We start from the raw sequence: 13012 nt of genomic DNA, 5'->3' as shown, positions 1-13012 counted from the left end.
CTGTTTTCAAGCAGCAGAAACATTCTGTTTATTATTTTGTTGTTCAAGCCAATGGGCAATTTTTTCCGCCACATCCTGCCCATCCTTGACAGCCCATACAACAAGACTTGCCCCGCGTACAATATCGCCGCCTGCAAAAACACCAGGTAAAGAAGTCATACGACTATGATGATTCAATTTTATGGTACCAGATTCATTTGTATCCAATTGGTCGTTATCCCACAGGGTGGTCAATGGTTCAGGATCAAATCCAAGTGCTTTGATAACCATATCCACTTGCAAGGTGAAATGACTGTTAGGTATAATTCTGATTTTTTGTCTACCACCAGCATCTGGCAAACCTAATTCGGTTCTTAATGCGCGAATTGCCTCCACTTTTTCTTCACCTACAAAAGCATCTGGAGCTGCCTGCCAAATGAATTCCACACCTTCTTCTTCTGCATTTTTTACCTCTCGCATAGAGCCAGGCATATTTGCCCTATCTCGACGATACAAACATTGAACTGAGTTCGCCCCCTGACGAATTGCAGTTCTTAAGCAATCCATGGCAGTATCGCCACCGCCAATAACGACAACTCTTTTACCCTTTGCATTCATTTCATTTTTATCGTTATTTTGCGTTTGAGAATCAATCAGATAATCCAGTGCCTGCACAATTCCATTAAGATTTGAACCAAAAAGGCTTACTTCTTTCTTTTTATAAACTCCCGTTGAAATCAATACCGCATCATGTTTATTTCTTAGATCCTCAAAAGCGATGGAATGCTCAGCTGTTTTATCTGAGACACTTGTATTGAAATGGAAAATCACATTTGATTTTTCTAACCATTCCTGACGACGAGTTACAATATTTTTTTCAAGTTTAAAGGTAGGTATACCATAAGCCATTAAACCACCAGCCCGATCATAGCGATCATATACATGGACTTGATATCCTTTTTTTCGTAAAACGACCGCTGCAGCCAAACCGCAAGGTCCGGCACCAATAATTCCCACAGATTGCGATAGTTCTTCCAAAGGCATAATAGGTGTGACCCAATTCTGATCAAATGCATGATCGGTTATAAAAGCTTCCACCGCTCCAATTGTAACACTTTTGTAATCCGCCTCAATTACGCAACTGCCTTCACACAAACGATCTTGTGGACAGATGCGCCCACAGATTTCAGGAAAACTGTTGGTTGCAGTTGAAAGTGCATAAGCTTCTGCCAAACGATTTTCAGCCGTAAGTTTCAACCAGTCAGGAATATAATTTGATAATGGACATTTCGTTGTACAAAATGGAATACCACATTGTGAACAGCGACTGGCCTGAATTCTGGCTTGTTCCTCTGAAAAGCGTCGATAAATCTCGTTAAAATCATGTTTGCGTTCAACAGCATTACGTTTTTCAGGCTGCTGCTGATCTAAATTAACAAATTTAAGCATTAGGTTAGGCATAATTAAATTCCTTAATATTTAAGGCAGATTACACCTAAACTTTCTATCCTATTCCATTTTTAATAAAAAGACAGTACTACTGACCTTTCATAACTTTTTTTCAAATATAGGCTTCTTTTTGTAATTTTTTTAATTCTTCAAAGTCGCAAGCAGGCCTGTAACAATATAGATAAGCAGGAGCGATCATTTCAATTGAAGATGGAACAATACCTAGAAATTCAAAATTTTTACCCTTGTGACCAGCAACAGAATCATATTTCATTAAATTAACCAATCGTGCGGTCATTAAGGAACCTGGCATATATTCCAGGAAATAAGCCATTAATTTTATAAAACCTGGACATAACCCGCTTACATCATTTTTTCGATGAACTATTTTTAAAACTTTGGAAATCAACTCACGATTAGTAAGTATTTCTGGACCCGCCAACTCGTAAATTTCCCCATGATTTTCTTCACTTTCAACAATCTTGATAACAGCATCAGCAATGTCCCCTGCATAGACAGGTTGTAAACGTGTATTAACATTATAAACTGGCATAATAGGGAAAAAAGTTGATAGAAATCCTAACTTATTCAAAAACTGATCTTCTGGACCAAAACTGATTCCAACCCTTACAATCGTTGAAGAAGGATATGTTTTCAATACGGTTTCCTCCCCCTTTTTCTTGCTGACCAGATAAGAGGAAGGACTTGTGGAATCAGCACCCAAAGCAGAAAAATGCAATAAATTTTTGACACCTGCTGCACTTGCGATTTTTGCTATTTTTTCAGCGATTTTTACATTTATTTTTTCAAGATTACCCTTGCTTTTTCCAACAAAAGCTTCTGCAAGATTAATAACGACACTTGCACCTTCAATGGATCGAACAATAGTATTTTCTTGATCAAATGAACAAAACAATGGGGTAACCTGTCCAACATTACCAAATATTTTCTGTTCTCTCGTATGTGCAGGAAAAGGTACTGCCAATCTTATCACATATCCCTGCTTAACCAACCGCTCAACAAGGTAATTTTCAATTAATCCATTACCACCAATAATCGTTGCTATTTTACGCATCAAACTTTCCCAGCTTCATAATCAAATTTATCGAATAGTGTTTATTCTCATTTGAAAAATTAAAAAAATCAAAAATTCCATTGACCAACTATAAGAACATCAGTAAGAAGTATCAATATATTTAAGAGCCCAAATGGCGGAATTGGTAGACGCGCAGGTTTCAGGTACCTGTAGCCGCAAGGCTGTGGAAGTTCGAGTCTTCTTTTGGGCACCATAAAAATGATAAACTAATCATGTAAAATGATATTTGGCACTATTGAATTGTATAAAATAATATAAATCTTTGTCAATTTTCTCATAAATTATTAAAAAAATATCTCACGAAACCCCTATTCATTTGTTTATGCTACCTAAATTTGCTTTTAACTTATTATTTTTCAGTTTTTATCTTTTTTATCCTTTTGCATCACAAGCTGCAACCAATAATTGGCAAATAGAATCTGTAACCAACAATCAAATAATTATTAAAAAAAAAGAAAAAAAATTTAATTTTTTTATCAATTTAAAGACCAATCAACCCATATTGATCAAGCTAGCCCTTATTCAATTCGATAATCAATTTAATAAGCAACCCTCAATTGTTTTCAAAACCGATCATCACTCTTACTATTTAAAAAAAAAGCAAAATACACATCCATTCATATATAAAACCTCATTGAATACGGACCAAAGCAATATATTTGTAAAAGAAATTATTACAAAAAAAAACGCATACATTACATTTCCCAATCAAACTATCGAACTTTCCTTACAAGGAACAACATCGATGTTCAATACGGCTTTGAAAATTATTTCAGAGGAAAAAAATTCTTATACAAATAATACAACTTTTTTTATTTTATATAATTTTAAAAATTTAATATTTACATATCCATATCAACGGATTTTCATATTTATTATTGTTTTTATAACTATCTTTACTATCCGCAAGAAATTTACACTTAGAAATTCATTCCTGAAATTTACAAGCTTTTACCGTAAAAAAAGAGCTATGAAATTGGCAATCAATGAAATAAAACGTCATCGGAAAATATTAACACTTAAAAGAGAACAACTTTGTTATAAAGATGATTATGGCTCCATTATCGAAGATAGATGGTTCAAAGAAATACAACGATTTATTAAGACTAGAATTCGTCCGCGTCTGACAAAAAAAAATCTTGTTGATTTGTTACCATCAATCAAAAAACAACTAGTCAAACATATTCATATAATTGTTGAACAAACAAATTTAGAAAAAAAACAAAATGTTAATAACGTCAATTATCTAAAACCTCTGGAATATGAAGCATTTTGTGCAAATTTACTGCAACAGATTGGGTGGGATGCTAAGGTAACAAACGCTAGTGGCGATCAGGGAGCCGATGTTATTGCCTATAAAAACAACAAGACATTAATTTTACAATGCAAATTGTATACCAAACCGGTTGGCAACAAAGCAGTGCAAGAAGTTTTATCGGCAAAAGAATTTTATCACGCTGATTATGCCGCCGTTGTTTCCAATGCTTCTTATACTGTTTCCGCCCGACAATTGGCAAGTTCAGTTCAAGTTGCCTTGTTGCATCACGAATTATTGCAACAATTTGCCAAAAAACTGTCGCTGAAAACAAAATCAAAATCAATTTGACTTTTATACAAATCAACAAAAATTTATTAGTTCAATTTTTATTTGAATTTCAATGCTTTTTAAATAATTTTATAATTAAAATATAAAAAAACAGTTAATTTTTTAATAATAAGTATTGAATATCTTCATATCATTCCATATAATACATTTCGCTTCCGGAAAATAGAATTGGAAACTTGTTTAAGCACCTTTTGTTCTCATTCTATTTTTCGGCTTTTTAAAACATATTTATTATATATCATTACATATTAGTTTTCAATTTTAAAAATTAATAATTTTTTTGCATTTAAAAAATATTATTTTAATATTTAAACTAATTCATTAAATATATATAATAAAATAAATAATTGATTTTTTGAATATATAAATACATTAATAAAAAAACCACCCCGTAGGGTGGCTATAATTCTAAACATTATATTTAGTAATGTTTTACCGCATCTTCAAAGAAAAAATTTCTTCATTTTTAATTTACTAATATTAGGATTATTTACCATCTTTATTACCATTTGTTTCAATATTATTACTTTTAGTTAAAAATATGATAATATAAATTTTTCCAGTGATTGGCCACTACACAAACATAATGATAATTTATATCATCTTTTAAATTCACCTAACATACATGGTGCAGTGAAAGAATAAGAAGCGGAAGAATGACCTAATTATTTGATGTTCCATAATTTTTGGTGTCGTAATTTAATCAGGAAAAATTACTAATTTCCCATAATATCCATTAACATCATGTATATTCGCACCAATGGGAATTTTTCCATATCACCACCAAGCTGTAATATTTGCTGTCCCGATGTAAACATAGATTGTATATCTGGAACAAACCTGATTAATGGACACTTTACAATTGATCCATCTAAAACTTGATATTTGGTCATTGATTTTCAATTGAGATACAGCTAACGATATGTTATCATTCGTTTTGTAATAATGATTTCGTCATATCGATGATAGGTTTCATTTAAGAACCCGCAACATATATTAAGCGATATAACAAGATTATAATTATATACTCATAAAAATTGTCTGTATAAATCTAAATTTCATAATTTAACCTAATAAAAACTAAAATCAATTACTGAATACACTCCAATCTCAAAAGATAACCATCTGATTTATATATATAATTCATGGTATAAATAAATATATTCATTAACTTTAACGATTTATATCGGTTATAATTACCCAATATCTAGATTGTAATTTTTCGGACTTTAAAATTCATTCTTACTATTAAATAATTAATCCGTTTATCCTAAATGATCCCATATCTCAAACTTGATAACAAAGCCAAATAAGTCATTCAAATAACTATAAAAATTTTTATTCTTTCATTGATTAATAGAAAATTAACTTTTATAGTCAGCCAAAAAATTATTTATGGAGATCAAATTATGGTTGAGACAGAAATAGTTTCCATTCACCCTGTCCATCCTGACACACGCAGATATTTTTTACCTCACATTGAAATGCTGGTGAAAGCGGGTTTCCCCTCTCCTGCAGATGACTATCTTGAAGGGAAACTGGAGCTCACAGAACATTTAGTTGATCATCCTTCTGCAACTTATTACATACGGGTTTCTGGAGATTCCATGATTGATTACGGTATTTTCGATCATGATCTTTTGGTAGTTGACCGATCGCTAGATCCCCGTCAGGGTGATATTGTCATTGTTTCTGTTGATGGAGAGTTAACCTGTAAAGCTTTGGCAATTAAAAACAATATCCCTTATTTGAAATCTGGCAACCCTAATTACCCCCCTATAGAAATCAAGGATAAAGAAACCATGATCTGGGGAGTGGTCATTCATACAATCCATTCTTTCAGAAACCGCAATCGTTAAAAACTGTTCAACCATAATAAATAAAATAATGATTGGATTAATTGACTGTAATAATTTTTACGTTTCATGTGAACGTGTTTTTAATCCAAAATTGGAAAATCATCCGGTTGGTATTCTTTCAAATAACGATGGATGTGTTGTTGCCCGCTCTAACGAGCTTAAACCTTTCATCCCCATGGGAATGCCGGCATTTAAAATTCCTTCGGATTTACAAGAGAAAATCACTTTATTAAGTTCCAATTACGAACTTTATGGTGATATGAGCCAACGTGTCTTTGAAACAGTTCAGAATTATTTTTATCATGTTGAGCTTTATTCTATTGACGAAGCATTTATTCATTTAAATAGAGATCAGAAAACCAATAATTATTGTCGCCATGTTCAAAAAATCATTAAGAAAAACACTGGAATCCCTGTTTCCATTGGTCTGTCAACCACCAAAACTCTTGCAAAAATAGCCAACCATATCGCTAAAAAAGATAAAAAACATGAAGGTATTTTCTGTTTAGATATTCATGGTCCTGATTTTAGACATATTCTTGAAAATTTACCAATTTCTGAAATATGGGGCATCGGCCGTCGCTTAAATGCCAAACTGATCGCAATGGGTATTGAAAATGCCTGGCAATTAAAAAATTGCAGCCCCAAATTTATGCAACAGCATTTTTCAGTTGTTTTGGAACGTACTGTTCTGGAATTAAGAGGAATTTCCTGTATTGAACTGACAGATTTTCATACACCAAAAAAAAATATAGTCGCTTCTCGAAGTTTTGGTCAAAGTACCAACAACCTGTTTGATATTGAGGAAGCCATTCGCTTGCATACTTGCCGAGCTGCCGAAAAATTAAGAAAACAGCATTCCATTACCCATGCTGTTCTGGTTTTTTTAAGAACCAACCGTTTTCACGATCAATCGTTACAATACAACCCTTCCTTTGCCATATCCATGCCATATCCTACAGATGATAGCCGAGAAATCATCAGGGCTGCTCAAAAAGGGCTTCGTAAAATTTTCAGGGCTGAATACCATTATCATAAAGCAGGCATAATGCTTTTGGATATCATCCATAAAAATCAAAGACAGCTCGATTTTTTCACCCATACCCAAAATGACCAATCAATCAAGCGCAATAATAGTCTTATGCAAGTGATCGACAGGATTAATCAACAAATGGGATCTCATACGATTCTCATAGGTGGACAGAGAAAAAAGGCAAGATGGCACCTTAAACGGGAACAGTTGAGCCAACGCTATACAACACGATGGGATGAAATATTGAAATTACGAATTTAAAATTCTTATTGAGTAAATTGATCTGAGAATAATTATTATTCTATCTTGAAAAATTTATTAAATAACGGAAAAGATGGCAATCACAATATATAAATTACACCCGCTTTTGATAAGTTATCTTTAAAAGATATAAGTTTACCAGAAAACTATCACGATAAATTTTCGCATCTATATTAATTGGACAATAAACGCACATCTCCCACAAAAGATTCTAGGGTTTGAAGATGTCCTTGAATTTCCAAAGGATATTTATTTATTAAAGGTTTTGGCACCACCAATCTAACATTTGATTCACACATTTCCTGAAACTGATTTACCGAAACCCCTTCTTGCAATGTGAACAAATGTTTAACTGGGATACGATCCGCTTCATTTAATATTTGTCTCCATCTATCCTTACATGTTGTTTTAACAGCCAGCATTCTCAATTGTTTTGATAAAAAATGTTGATTTTTATAGGCATTTTCACATGGAAAAACAAAATCTGGTCTTTTACCATTTTCCGTCTCTGGTTGATATGAAAAATTTAACCCTTCCTTTAATTTCTCTTCTAAAAAAATCTCTCTGAGATGAAGCTCTAACGAACGACCTGACCGTGCTTTTCTTCTTTGCAAAATTTTTTTTGCTGTTTCAAGAAATGCGTCAATCGTACTAAATCCCTGCTGAATAAAAGAAAACTCTATATTTTTTTCAATATTTCTAAAAAGCTCAAATTCACAATTTCTACGTCTAATAAGACGCTCATCGATAGTATCACCAATATCAGGTATTAACTCAATTACTTTTTTAAAAATATCTATAGTTGTCGGAAAGTTATTTCTCCAATCTTCTGGTATATTCTCTGGTGACAAGCAACAAGAATTGGTTTTGTTCTTTTCTTCAAAGCAATTCCTATCCCAGGATCGAATAATATGTTTCCCGGGAATAATAACTCCTATAAGATTTTCAATCAAATCTTCCTCTGTTACATGATCACACACCCACACATTACAAAGAGAAACATCCCGTCCCTGTTGTCTTTGAAAAGAAAAAATGACCAAAGAACCCGTATTTTCAGGTTCAAGCAAAGCCGAATGCTGACCTCCCCAGTTTGTTATACGCACTTCATCTCGAGTTCCACCATCATGCCATTTGTTATTATACCATATTGCCGTTACATCCCTGATATCATGACAACTGTCAAGTCGCAGTTCGAATGTAACCCTTGGATTTTTTTTACCACTATATTGCAATGATGGAAAAAGATCCATAAGCAGCTTTTTAGGCATGTAAGGACCAGCCTGATGAGATCCTGATGCCAAAGTATCATTGGCTGAAAGACGTTTTACATACCAGACCCTATCCATTCTTCTCTGTTCATTCAGCCAATAAGAAAGTTCATTTAATGAGGCCATTTACTTTCCTCTAACTTGCATATTATCATTACATTTACGAAACCAGTAATCGGTAATAGACACCAGGTCTTCTACAGAAACCTTTTTTTTCCCCTTAATGGCACACTCCCATATAATCATCGACCTCCAACCAAGTTCCCTAAGATTACAAATAGCATTCATATCCCTTTTCTTATTTGTCTCTATCTTATTTTTCCAGAATTCCACTCTTGATGAAGGCATCCTAAACAAATGGCAGTCATGCCCATGCCAAAAACAGCCATGAATAAAAATTACAGCATTATATTTTCGAAAAACCATATCTGGCTTGCCGGGCAGTTTAATATCATGCAACCTGTAACGATAACCTCGTGAATGCAATATTCTGCGTATAAACATTTCAGGAGCTGTATTTTTACAACGAATACACGACATTATTCTACTTCTGGTTTTCTGATCAACAATATCGATCATTTTAATAATGAAACACCCATCAATTTTGCAAATGGGGAAGTATATGACTGGCAACAGCCTCAACAACAGGAACCACGACCGCATTTCCGAATTGCCTGTATGCCTGGGTATCCGAAACGGGAATTTTAAAATCTGACTGCCCAGGCCTGTCAAATCCCATCAGCCGCGCACATTCTCTCGGGGTCAACCGTCTCGGGTTTTTATCGCATCCCTGTGAGACAAGGATTTCAGACCCGTCCTTGTAATAGCGTTCCGACAATGTTTTGGCCACACTGTCATGATCGCACAGTCCAAAACCAAAACCGTTTCCCGCGTTTTTCTTCTAACAATGGGGAAAAGACAATAAAAAAAAGCTAATGGACGAAAATATAAAGAAACTGTTTTGAATGAGCGTCCAATCGCTTAAGATCTATAATCTGTTTAAAAAAATTTTTTAGTTATATTTCCATTTTTCACGCGAAATAGAATATTGCAAATCTTTAATAATTAAGGATTTATTTTGATAAAATATCATCTTTTTAATAACTCTTTGTATAGTACGTTCAGTCTCTTCTTTGTTATATTTATAATAAGTTAATGAATTTTTTAAATTTTGGTTATCCAAGTAAAATTCCAGTTTAACTCCATATAATTTCAATTTTAAAATATCTAAAATTGGTTTATAGTCAGGGAACGGAAATATCATTAAATCATCAAAACGCCTAAGGTAAAAATATTAAAATTATTTCTTTTCTTTTGAATTAATTCCTAAAACAGAATAAAACATGGGATGAATCGATACAAACATATCTTCATTAAGTTCATTATAATCGACGATTGGTCTATTTATATGTGCATAATCTAAAGCATCACCACTAGCAATTTTAATGCCAATTATACCAACCCTATATAAACGAGCACATATTTCACAACAAAATTTAATTTTATCTAATTCACTTAGTTTAGAATCGAAGTATGCTTGAACTATTTTAGAAATTACAGTATTAGCTATTTTATTTTTTCATCTGTTAATTCTAAAACAAAACTGTTAAATCTTTTATCATCTAAGTATAATGATTTTATTGGAAAACGCTTATATTTTTTATATGAAATATAGTTAACTATTATTTGCAATTCAGGATAAACACTACTCCACTCTTGATAAACGCTAACTAATCTCTTTCTAGAATATTCTTTTTCAGCGACTTTCTTAATATCATTAGAAGTTATAACGGTGGAATTATTATTAGACGCCGCCAGTAAACATTCATTGATAAATACAATAATATCACGAGGTCTCATAAAGGTTCGTTCAATCAAATAATCAAACGTATTCTTACCAGCAATTTGTTCACAAAAAATATCTGAAAATGTGACATTCTCTTTTGAATATTGTTTTTTATAAAGATAAGTAATCCTGGTTTCAACTAAATCTCTTAATTCATTTTTGTTCCATTTTAAATCCAAAACAAAATCATCTATTTTTTCTCGTTGGAAACTAATATTTTGCGTTTCATACAAAGTTCTCTCTAAAATATCATCTCTTATCGCTACGCAAATTCTTAAATTTTTTATCTCTATAAATTTACTTAATGTATCAAGAAGTGCCCTTATCATTCTAAAACGAATGCTTTCATCAGACCAATCAGTATCTAAGTTATCTATAAGGATAAAAAATATTATCTTATCTTTATCTGAGGCTTGAGCAGTTATATCAATAAGATTTTGTAAATCGCTCAACTGTTTTCCATTTATAATCTTCTTTACTCTTTGAGTAATTTCTTTCTTTTCTTTTTGAGATATTTGAGCTGCTACGTTCCCACCTGCTTTTGTAAATTTTGATACGTTTGTTTTTAAATACGCACTTATTTTATCTTCATATCCACGAATAACTTCTGTAACATTATCATCACTACTTTGCCAAAAATTATCTCCCCATTCTTTAATATAGTTAGTAGCAATCTCTTTTTGTTTCTTATATTTTTTTTTCCCCGGAAATAAAGAGGTTAAACGTTCTATAAAGGTATTTAATCTATTTTCATCATCAATTTTGAATTTTATTCTTATAAATTCTAAACATAAAACATGTTTCCACAAAATTTGAAACAAAACACTTAAATCAGCTTTTATATCATTTAAAAATTTAAAAATATCTGAATTGACAATATAATTCATGGAAAAATTAGTCAAATCTATTGAATGTGTTATATCTTCATTATGCTTTTTTATATATTGTAATAAAGCTGTCTTTCCAGAACCCGTACGACCTTTTATAATGAAAAATTTATAATTATTATTTTTATCAAATATAGATTGAACTTCATCTTTTTCGATAAAACAATTAAATAAAATATCTTTATCAGCTAAAGCGTCTGCAAAACCTATTTTACTATTTTTTTTAATAATCGGATTTGTCATTTTATCATTACTAAAAATAATATTATCAACTTTTATAATTTTAAAAATTTCATTATAATACCTGTGCGTTTATAGTATTGCAATATTGTAATAATTTTAGATAATTAATATAATTATTTTTATCTCACTTACCCCGCCAAATCCTGACAATGGCACAGATGGCGTGAATGACCATGCTTAACGGTATGCAGATCGCTATGATCGGAATGACCCAGGGATCATGAATCTTGATCCACTCACAATTGTTCAGCCACCACCATTTGCAAAACTCATAGACTGTATTCATAATCCCTTATCACCCCCGCCAGTATCCTTGCCAGGGTGTAAAGGTTCACCAGCGCGAATGTTCCCCAGGCAACAATGCCAAAATGCCAGTGCCTCTCGTAGACAAGCATGTTCAGCACCCCCCATATGAAAAGGGATGCCGCCAGAAAAGAGGCCACCCCCCTTCCCCTGAAACTTCCGCACATCAATGAAACAAGCTGCAGCGTCCCTGTAAGTATGAATGACCCTTCCCAAATACAGGCCGGAAGGATAGCCCTGAACCCATTGACGAACGAACAGTGAAAGATGCTGCCGGCCATGAAATATGCAAGGGCATAAATTCCCGTCATGACCAGAAGTATCGAGCTCCACCACTCACCCGGGCAATGGTTACGGTGTTTTTGGTGCCGCCTGTTTTCCATTGGTGCCATCCCCGTTCTTTCCATCTTTTCCAGCCTGCCTGTCTGGCAGCCTGAAAGAGGCCAGCAGATGAATGAGAGACCACAGCCCGTACAATCCGCTTTTTGAATCAGGCTCTTTCCAGAACCGTATGACAAGGGTGCACAGGGTCACGATGAAAGTGACAACCGCGACAACGTCACCCGCCACATTACTGGGCAGGACATTGATGATATATTGTAGAAGCTCGGTAAAAAAATCCATCTGTTCTCTCCTTTTCTATGGACATAAAAAAACCACCCTAGCGGTGGCTGGTATCTCTGATGTTCTGGCAGGCCATGATCATGTCACGCAGGCTTTTGTAATCCAGCAGGTAACGGCCGGTCTCGCTGTCAGGTTTTAACGCCTTGATCTCGCTGGAAAGCTTTTCCTGTGACTGGGACGTGTAATCCCTCAACGGCGGGCATTCAATCCGGTAGACAACGCGTGGCGATGACGAGCATGCCGCAAGAAAAACCGCCGCGGGTAAAATAATGGGTTTCATCAGAATTTCCCTTTCTCCAGCACATCTTCCAATTCCTCCATGTTTCCAGGTGAATGATTGGACGCCTGCCGCATTGCCTGAACAGTCTGAATGGTCTGCCGGTCATTTTTGATGACTTCATCCTGTGTCCTGATCAGGTTGTTTCTATTCGCGGCCCTTCGTCTTGTCAGGTAAATCAGTCCCGTCATGATCCACCCTTTCCCTTTCCATAAAAAAGAGCATACGGACTTGATAATGAGTATTATATTTGCCATCTTTGTTTCCTTTTCCGGACATGA

General features: G+C 33.8%; 14 protein-coding genes and 1 tRNA gene. 4 read left to right on the top strand and 11 right to left on the bottom strand.

Annotated features, from left to right (window positions below; translation table 11 throughout):
• Positions 1 to 6 precede the first annotated feature (6 nt).
• Positions 7 to 1440, bottom strand: a complete 1434-nt coding sequence (locus H3T46_RS00765; protein WP_198184901.1) for an NAD(P)-dependent oxidoreductase — start codon at positions 1438 to 1440, stop codon at positions 7 to 9.
• A gap of 100 nt (positions 1441 to 1540) precedes the next feature.
• Complete coding sequence (locus tag H3T46_RS00760; RefSeq protein WP_198184900.1) at positions 1541 to 2503, bottom strand: complex I NDUFA9 subunit family protein; 963 nt, start codon at positions 2501 to 2503, stop codon at positions 1541 to 1543.
• Positions 2504 to 2630: 127 nt separating this feature from the next.
• On the opposite strand from H3T46_RS00760, the gene H3T46_RS00755 reads away from it, so the two are divergent.
• Positions 2631 to 2717 (top strand) — tRNA-Leu (locus H3T46_RS00755).
• Between the two features lie 783 nt (positions 2718 to 3500).
• Complete coding sequence (locus H3T46_RS00750) at positions 3501 to 4130, top strand: restriction endonuclease (protein WP_198184899.1); 630 nt, start codon at positions 3501 to 3503, stop codon at positions 4128 to 4130.
• A gap of 716 nt (positions 4131 to 4846) precedes the next feature.
• Here the strand turns inward: H3T46_RS00750 and H3T46_RS00745 are convergent.
• Positions 4847 to 5023, bottom strand: a complete 177-nt coding sequence (locus tag H3T46_RS00745; RefSeq protein ID WP_198197131.1) for a hypothetical protein — start codon at positions 5021 to 5023, stop codon at positions 4847 to 4849.
• 516 nt (positions 5024 to 5539) lie between these two features.
• On the opposite strand from H3T46_RS00745, the gene H3T46_RS00740 reads away from it, so the two are divergent.
• Positions 5540 to 5989, top strand: coding sequence for a LexA family transcriptional regulator (locus tag H3T46_RS00740; RefSeq protein ID WP_110438882.1), 450 nt, complete (start codon positions 5540 to 5542; stop codon positions 5987 to 5989).
• A gap of 28 nt (positions 5990 to 6017) precedes the next feature.
• Complete coding sequence (locus H3T46_RS00735; protein WP_198197130.1) at positions 6018 to 7283, top strand: Y-family DNA polymerase; 1266 nt, start codon at positions 6018 to 6020, stop codon at positions 7281 to 7283.
• 173 nt (positions 7284 to 7456) lie between these two features.
• Here the strand turns inward: H3T46_RS00735 and H3T46_RS00730 are convergent, their stop codons facing one another.
• From H3T46_RS00730 to H3T46_RS00695, 8 genes are all read right to left on the bottom strand, one after another.
• Positions 7457 to 8677: a type II restriction endonuclease gene (locus H3T46_RS00730; RefSeq protein WP_232349958.1), complete on the bottom strand. Its 1221-nt coding sequence runs from the start codon at positions 8675 to 8677 to the stop codon at positions 7457 to 7459.
• The gene (locus H3T46_RS00725) at positions 8678 to 9130 is read right to left on the bottom strand and encodes a very short patch repair endonuclease (protein WP_155580295.1); all 453 of its coding nucleotides are present in this window, start codon (positions 9128 to 9130) and stop codon (positions 8678 to 8680) included.
• Positions 9131 to 9149: 19 nt separating this feature from the next.
• Entirely contained in the window at positions 9150 to 9401 is a 252-nt protein-coding gene (locus H3T46_RS00720) for a DNA cytosine methyltransferase (RefSeq protein ID WP_347401006.1), read from the bottom strand.
• A 716-nt stretch (positions 9402 to 10117) separates the two neighbouring features.
• Positions 10118 to 11527 (bottom strand): P-loop ATPase, Sll1717 family, encoded by a 1410-nt coding sequence (locus H3T46_RS00715; RefSeq protein ID WP_198197129.1) that lies wholly within the window; start codon positions 11525 to 11527, stop codon positions 10118 to 10120.
• A 124-nt stretch (positions 11528 to 11651) separates the two neighbouring features.
• Positions 11652 to 11813, bottom strand: a complete 162-nt coding sequence (locus H3T46_RS00710) for a hypothetical protein (protein WP_196424541.1) — start codon at positions 11811 to 11813, stop codon at positions 11652 to 11654.
• On the bottom strand, positions 11810 to 12163 hold the full coding sequence (locus H3T46_RS00705) for a hypothetical protein (RefSeq protein WP_198197128.1): 354 nt from the start codon (positions 12161 to 12163) through the stop codon (positions 11810 to 11812). Before H3T46_RS00705 ends, H3T46_RS00710 begins: the two co-directional genes overlap by 4 nt.
• A gap of 18 nt (positions 12164 to 12181) precedes the next feature.
• Entirely contained in the window at positions 12182 to 12454 is a 273-nt protein-coding gene (locus H3T46_RS00700) for a hypothetical protein (RefSeq protein WP_198197127.1), read from the bottom strand.
• Between the two features lie 279 nt (positions 12455 to 12733).
• Entirely contained in the window at positions 12734 to 12988 is a 255-nt protein-coding gene (locus tag H3T46_RS00695) for a hypothetical protein (protein ID WP_198197126.1), read from the bottom strand.
• Positions 12989 to 13012: the final 24 nt, after the last annotated feature.

Origin of the sequence: Commensalibacter sp. M0133 (assembly GCF_016101485.1) — a bacterium.
Classification (GTDB): Bacteria; Pseudomonadota; Alphaproteobacteria; order Acetobacterales; family Acetobacteraceae; genus Commensalibacter; species Commensalibacter melissae.
Note: the sequence above shows the minus strand (reverse complement) of the source record. Positions and strands in the feature narration are given on the sequence as shown.

Bases quoted from the DNA above. Each gene is read 5' to 3' on its own strand.
- H3T46_RS00765 (WP_198184901.1), bottom strand. From the start codon at position 1,440: ATGCCTAACCTAATGCTTAAATTTGTTAATTTAGATCAGCAGCAGCCT.
- H3T46_RS00715 (WP_198197129.1), bottom strand. From the start codon at position 11,527: ATGACAAATCCGATTATTAAAAAAAATAGTAAAATAGGTTTTGCAGAC.
- H3T46_RS00725 (WP_155580295.1), bottom strand. From the start codon at position 9,130: ATGATCGATATTGTTGATCAGAAAACCAGAAGTAGAATAATGTCGTGT.
- H3T46_RS00695 (WP_198197126.1), bottom strand. From the start codon at position 12,988: ATGGCAAATATAATACTCATTATCAAGTCCGTATGCTCTTTTTTATGG.
- H3T46_RS00700 (WP_198197127.1), bottom strand. From the start codon at position 12,454: ATGGATTTTTTTACCGAGCTTCTACAATATATCATCAATGTCCTGCCC.
- H3T46_RS00735 (WP_198197130.1), top strand. From the start codon at position 6,018: ATGATTGGATTAATTGACTGTAATAATTTTTACGTTTCATGTGAACGT.
- H3T46_RS00745 (WP_198197131.1), bottom strand. From the start codon at position 5,023: ATGACCAAATATCAAGTTTTAGATGGATCAATTGTAAAGTGTCCATTA.
- H3T46_RS00730 (WP_232349958.1), bottom strand. From the start codon at position 8,677: ATGGCCTCATTAAATGAACTTTCTTATTGGCTGAATGAACAGAGAAGA.
- H3T46_RS00710 (WP_196424541.1), bottom strand. From the start codon at position 11,813: ATGAATACAGTCTATGAGTTTTGCAAATGGTGGTGGCTGAACAATTGT.
- H3T46_RS00740 (WP_110438882.1), top strand. From the start codon at position 5,540: ATGGTTGAGACAGAAATAGTTTCCATTCACCCTGTCCATCCTGACACA.
- H3T46_RS00760 (WP_198184900.1), bottom strand. From the start codon at position 2,503: ATGCGTAAAATAGCAACGATTATTGGTGGTAATGGATTAATTGAAAAT.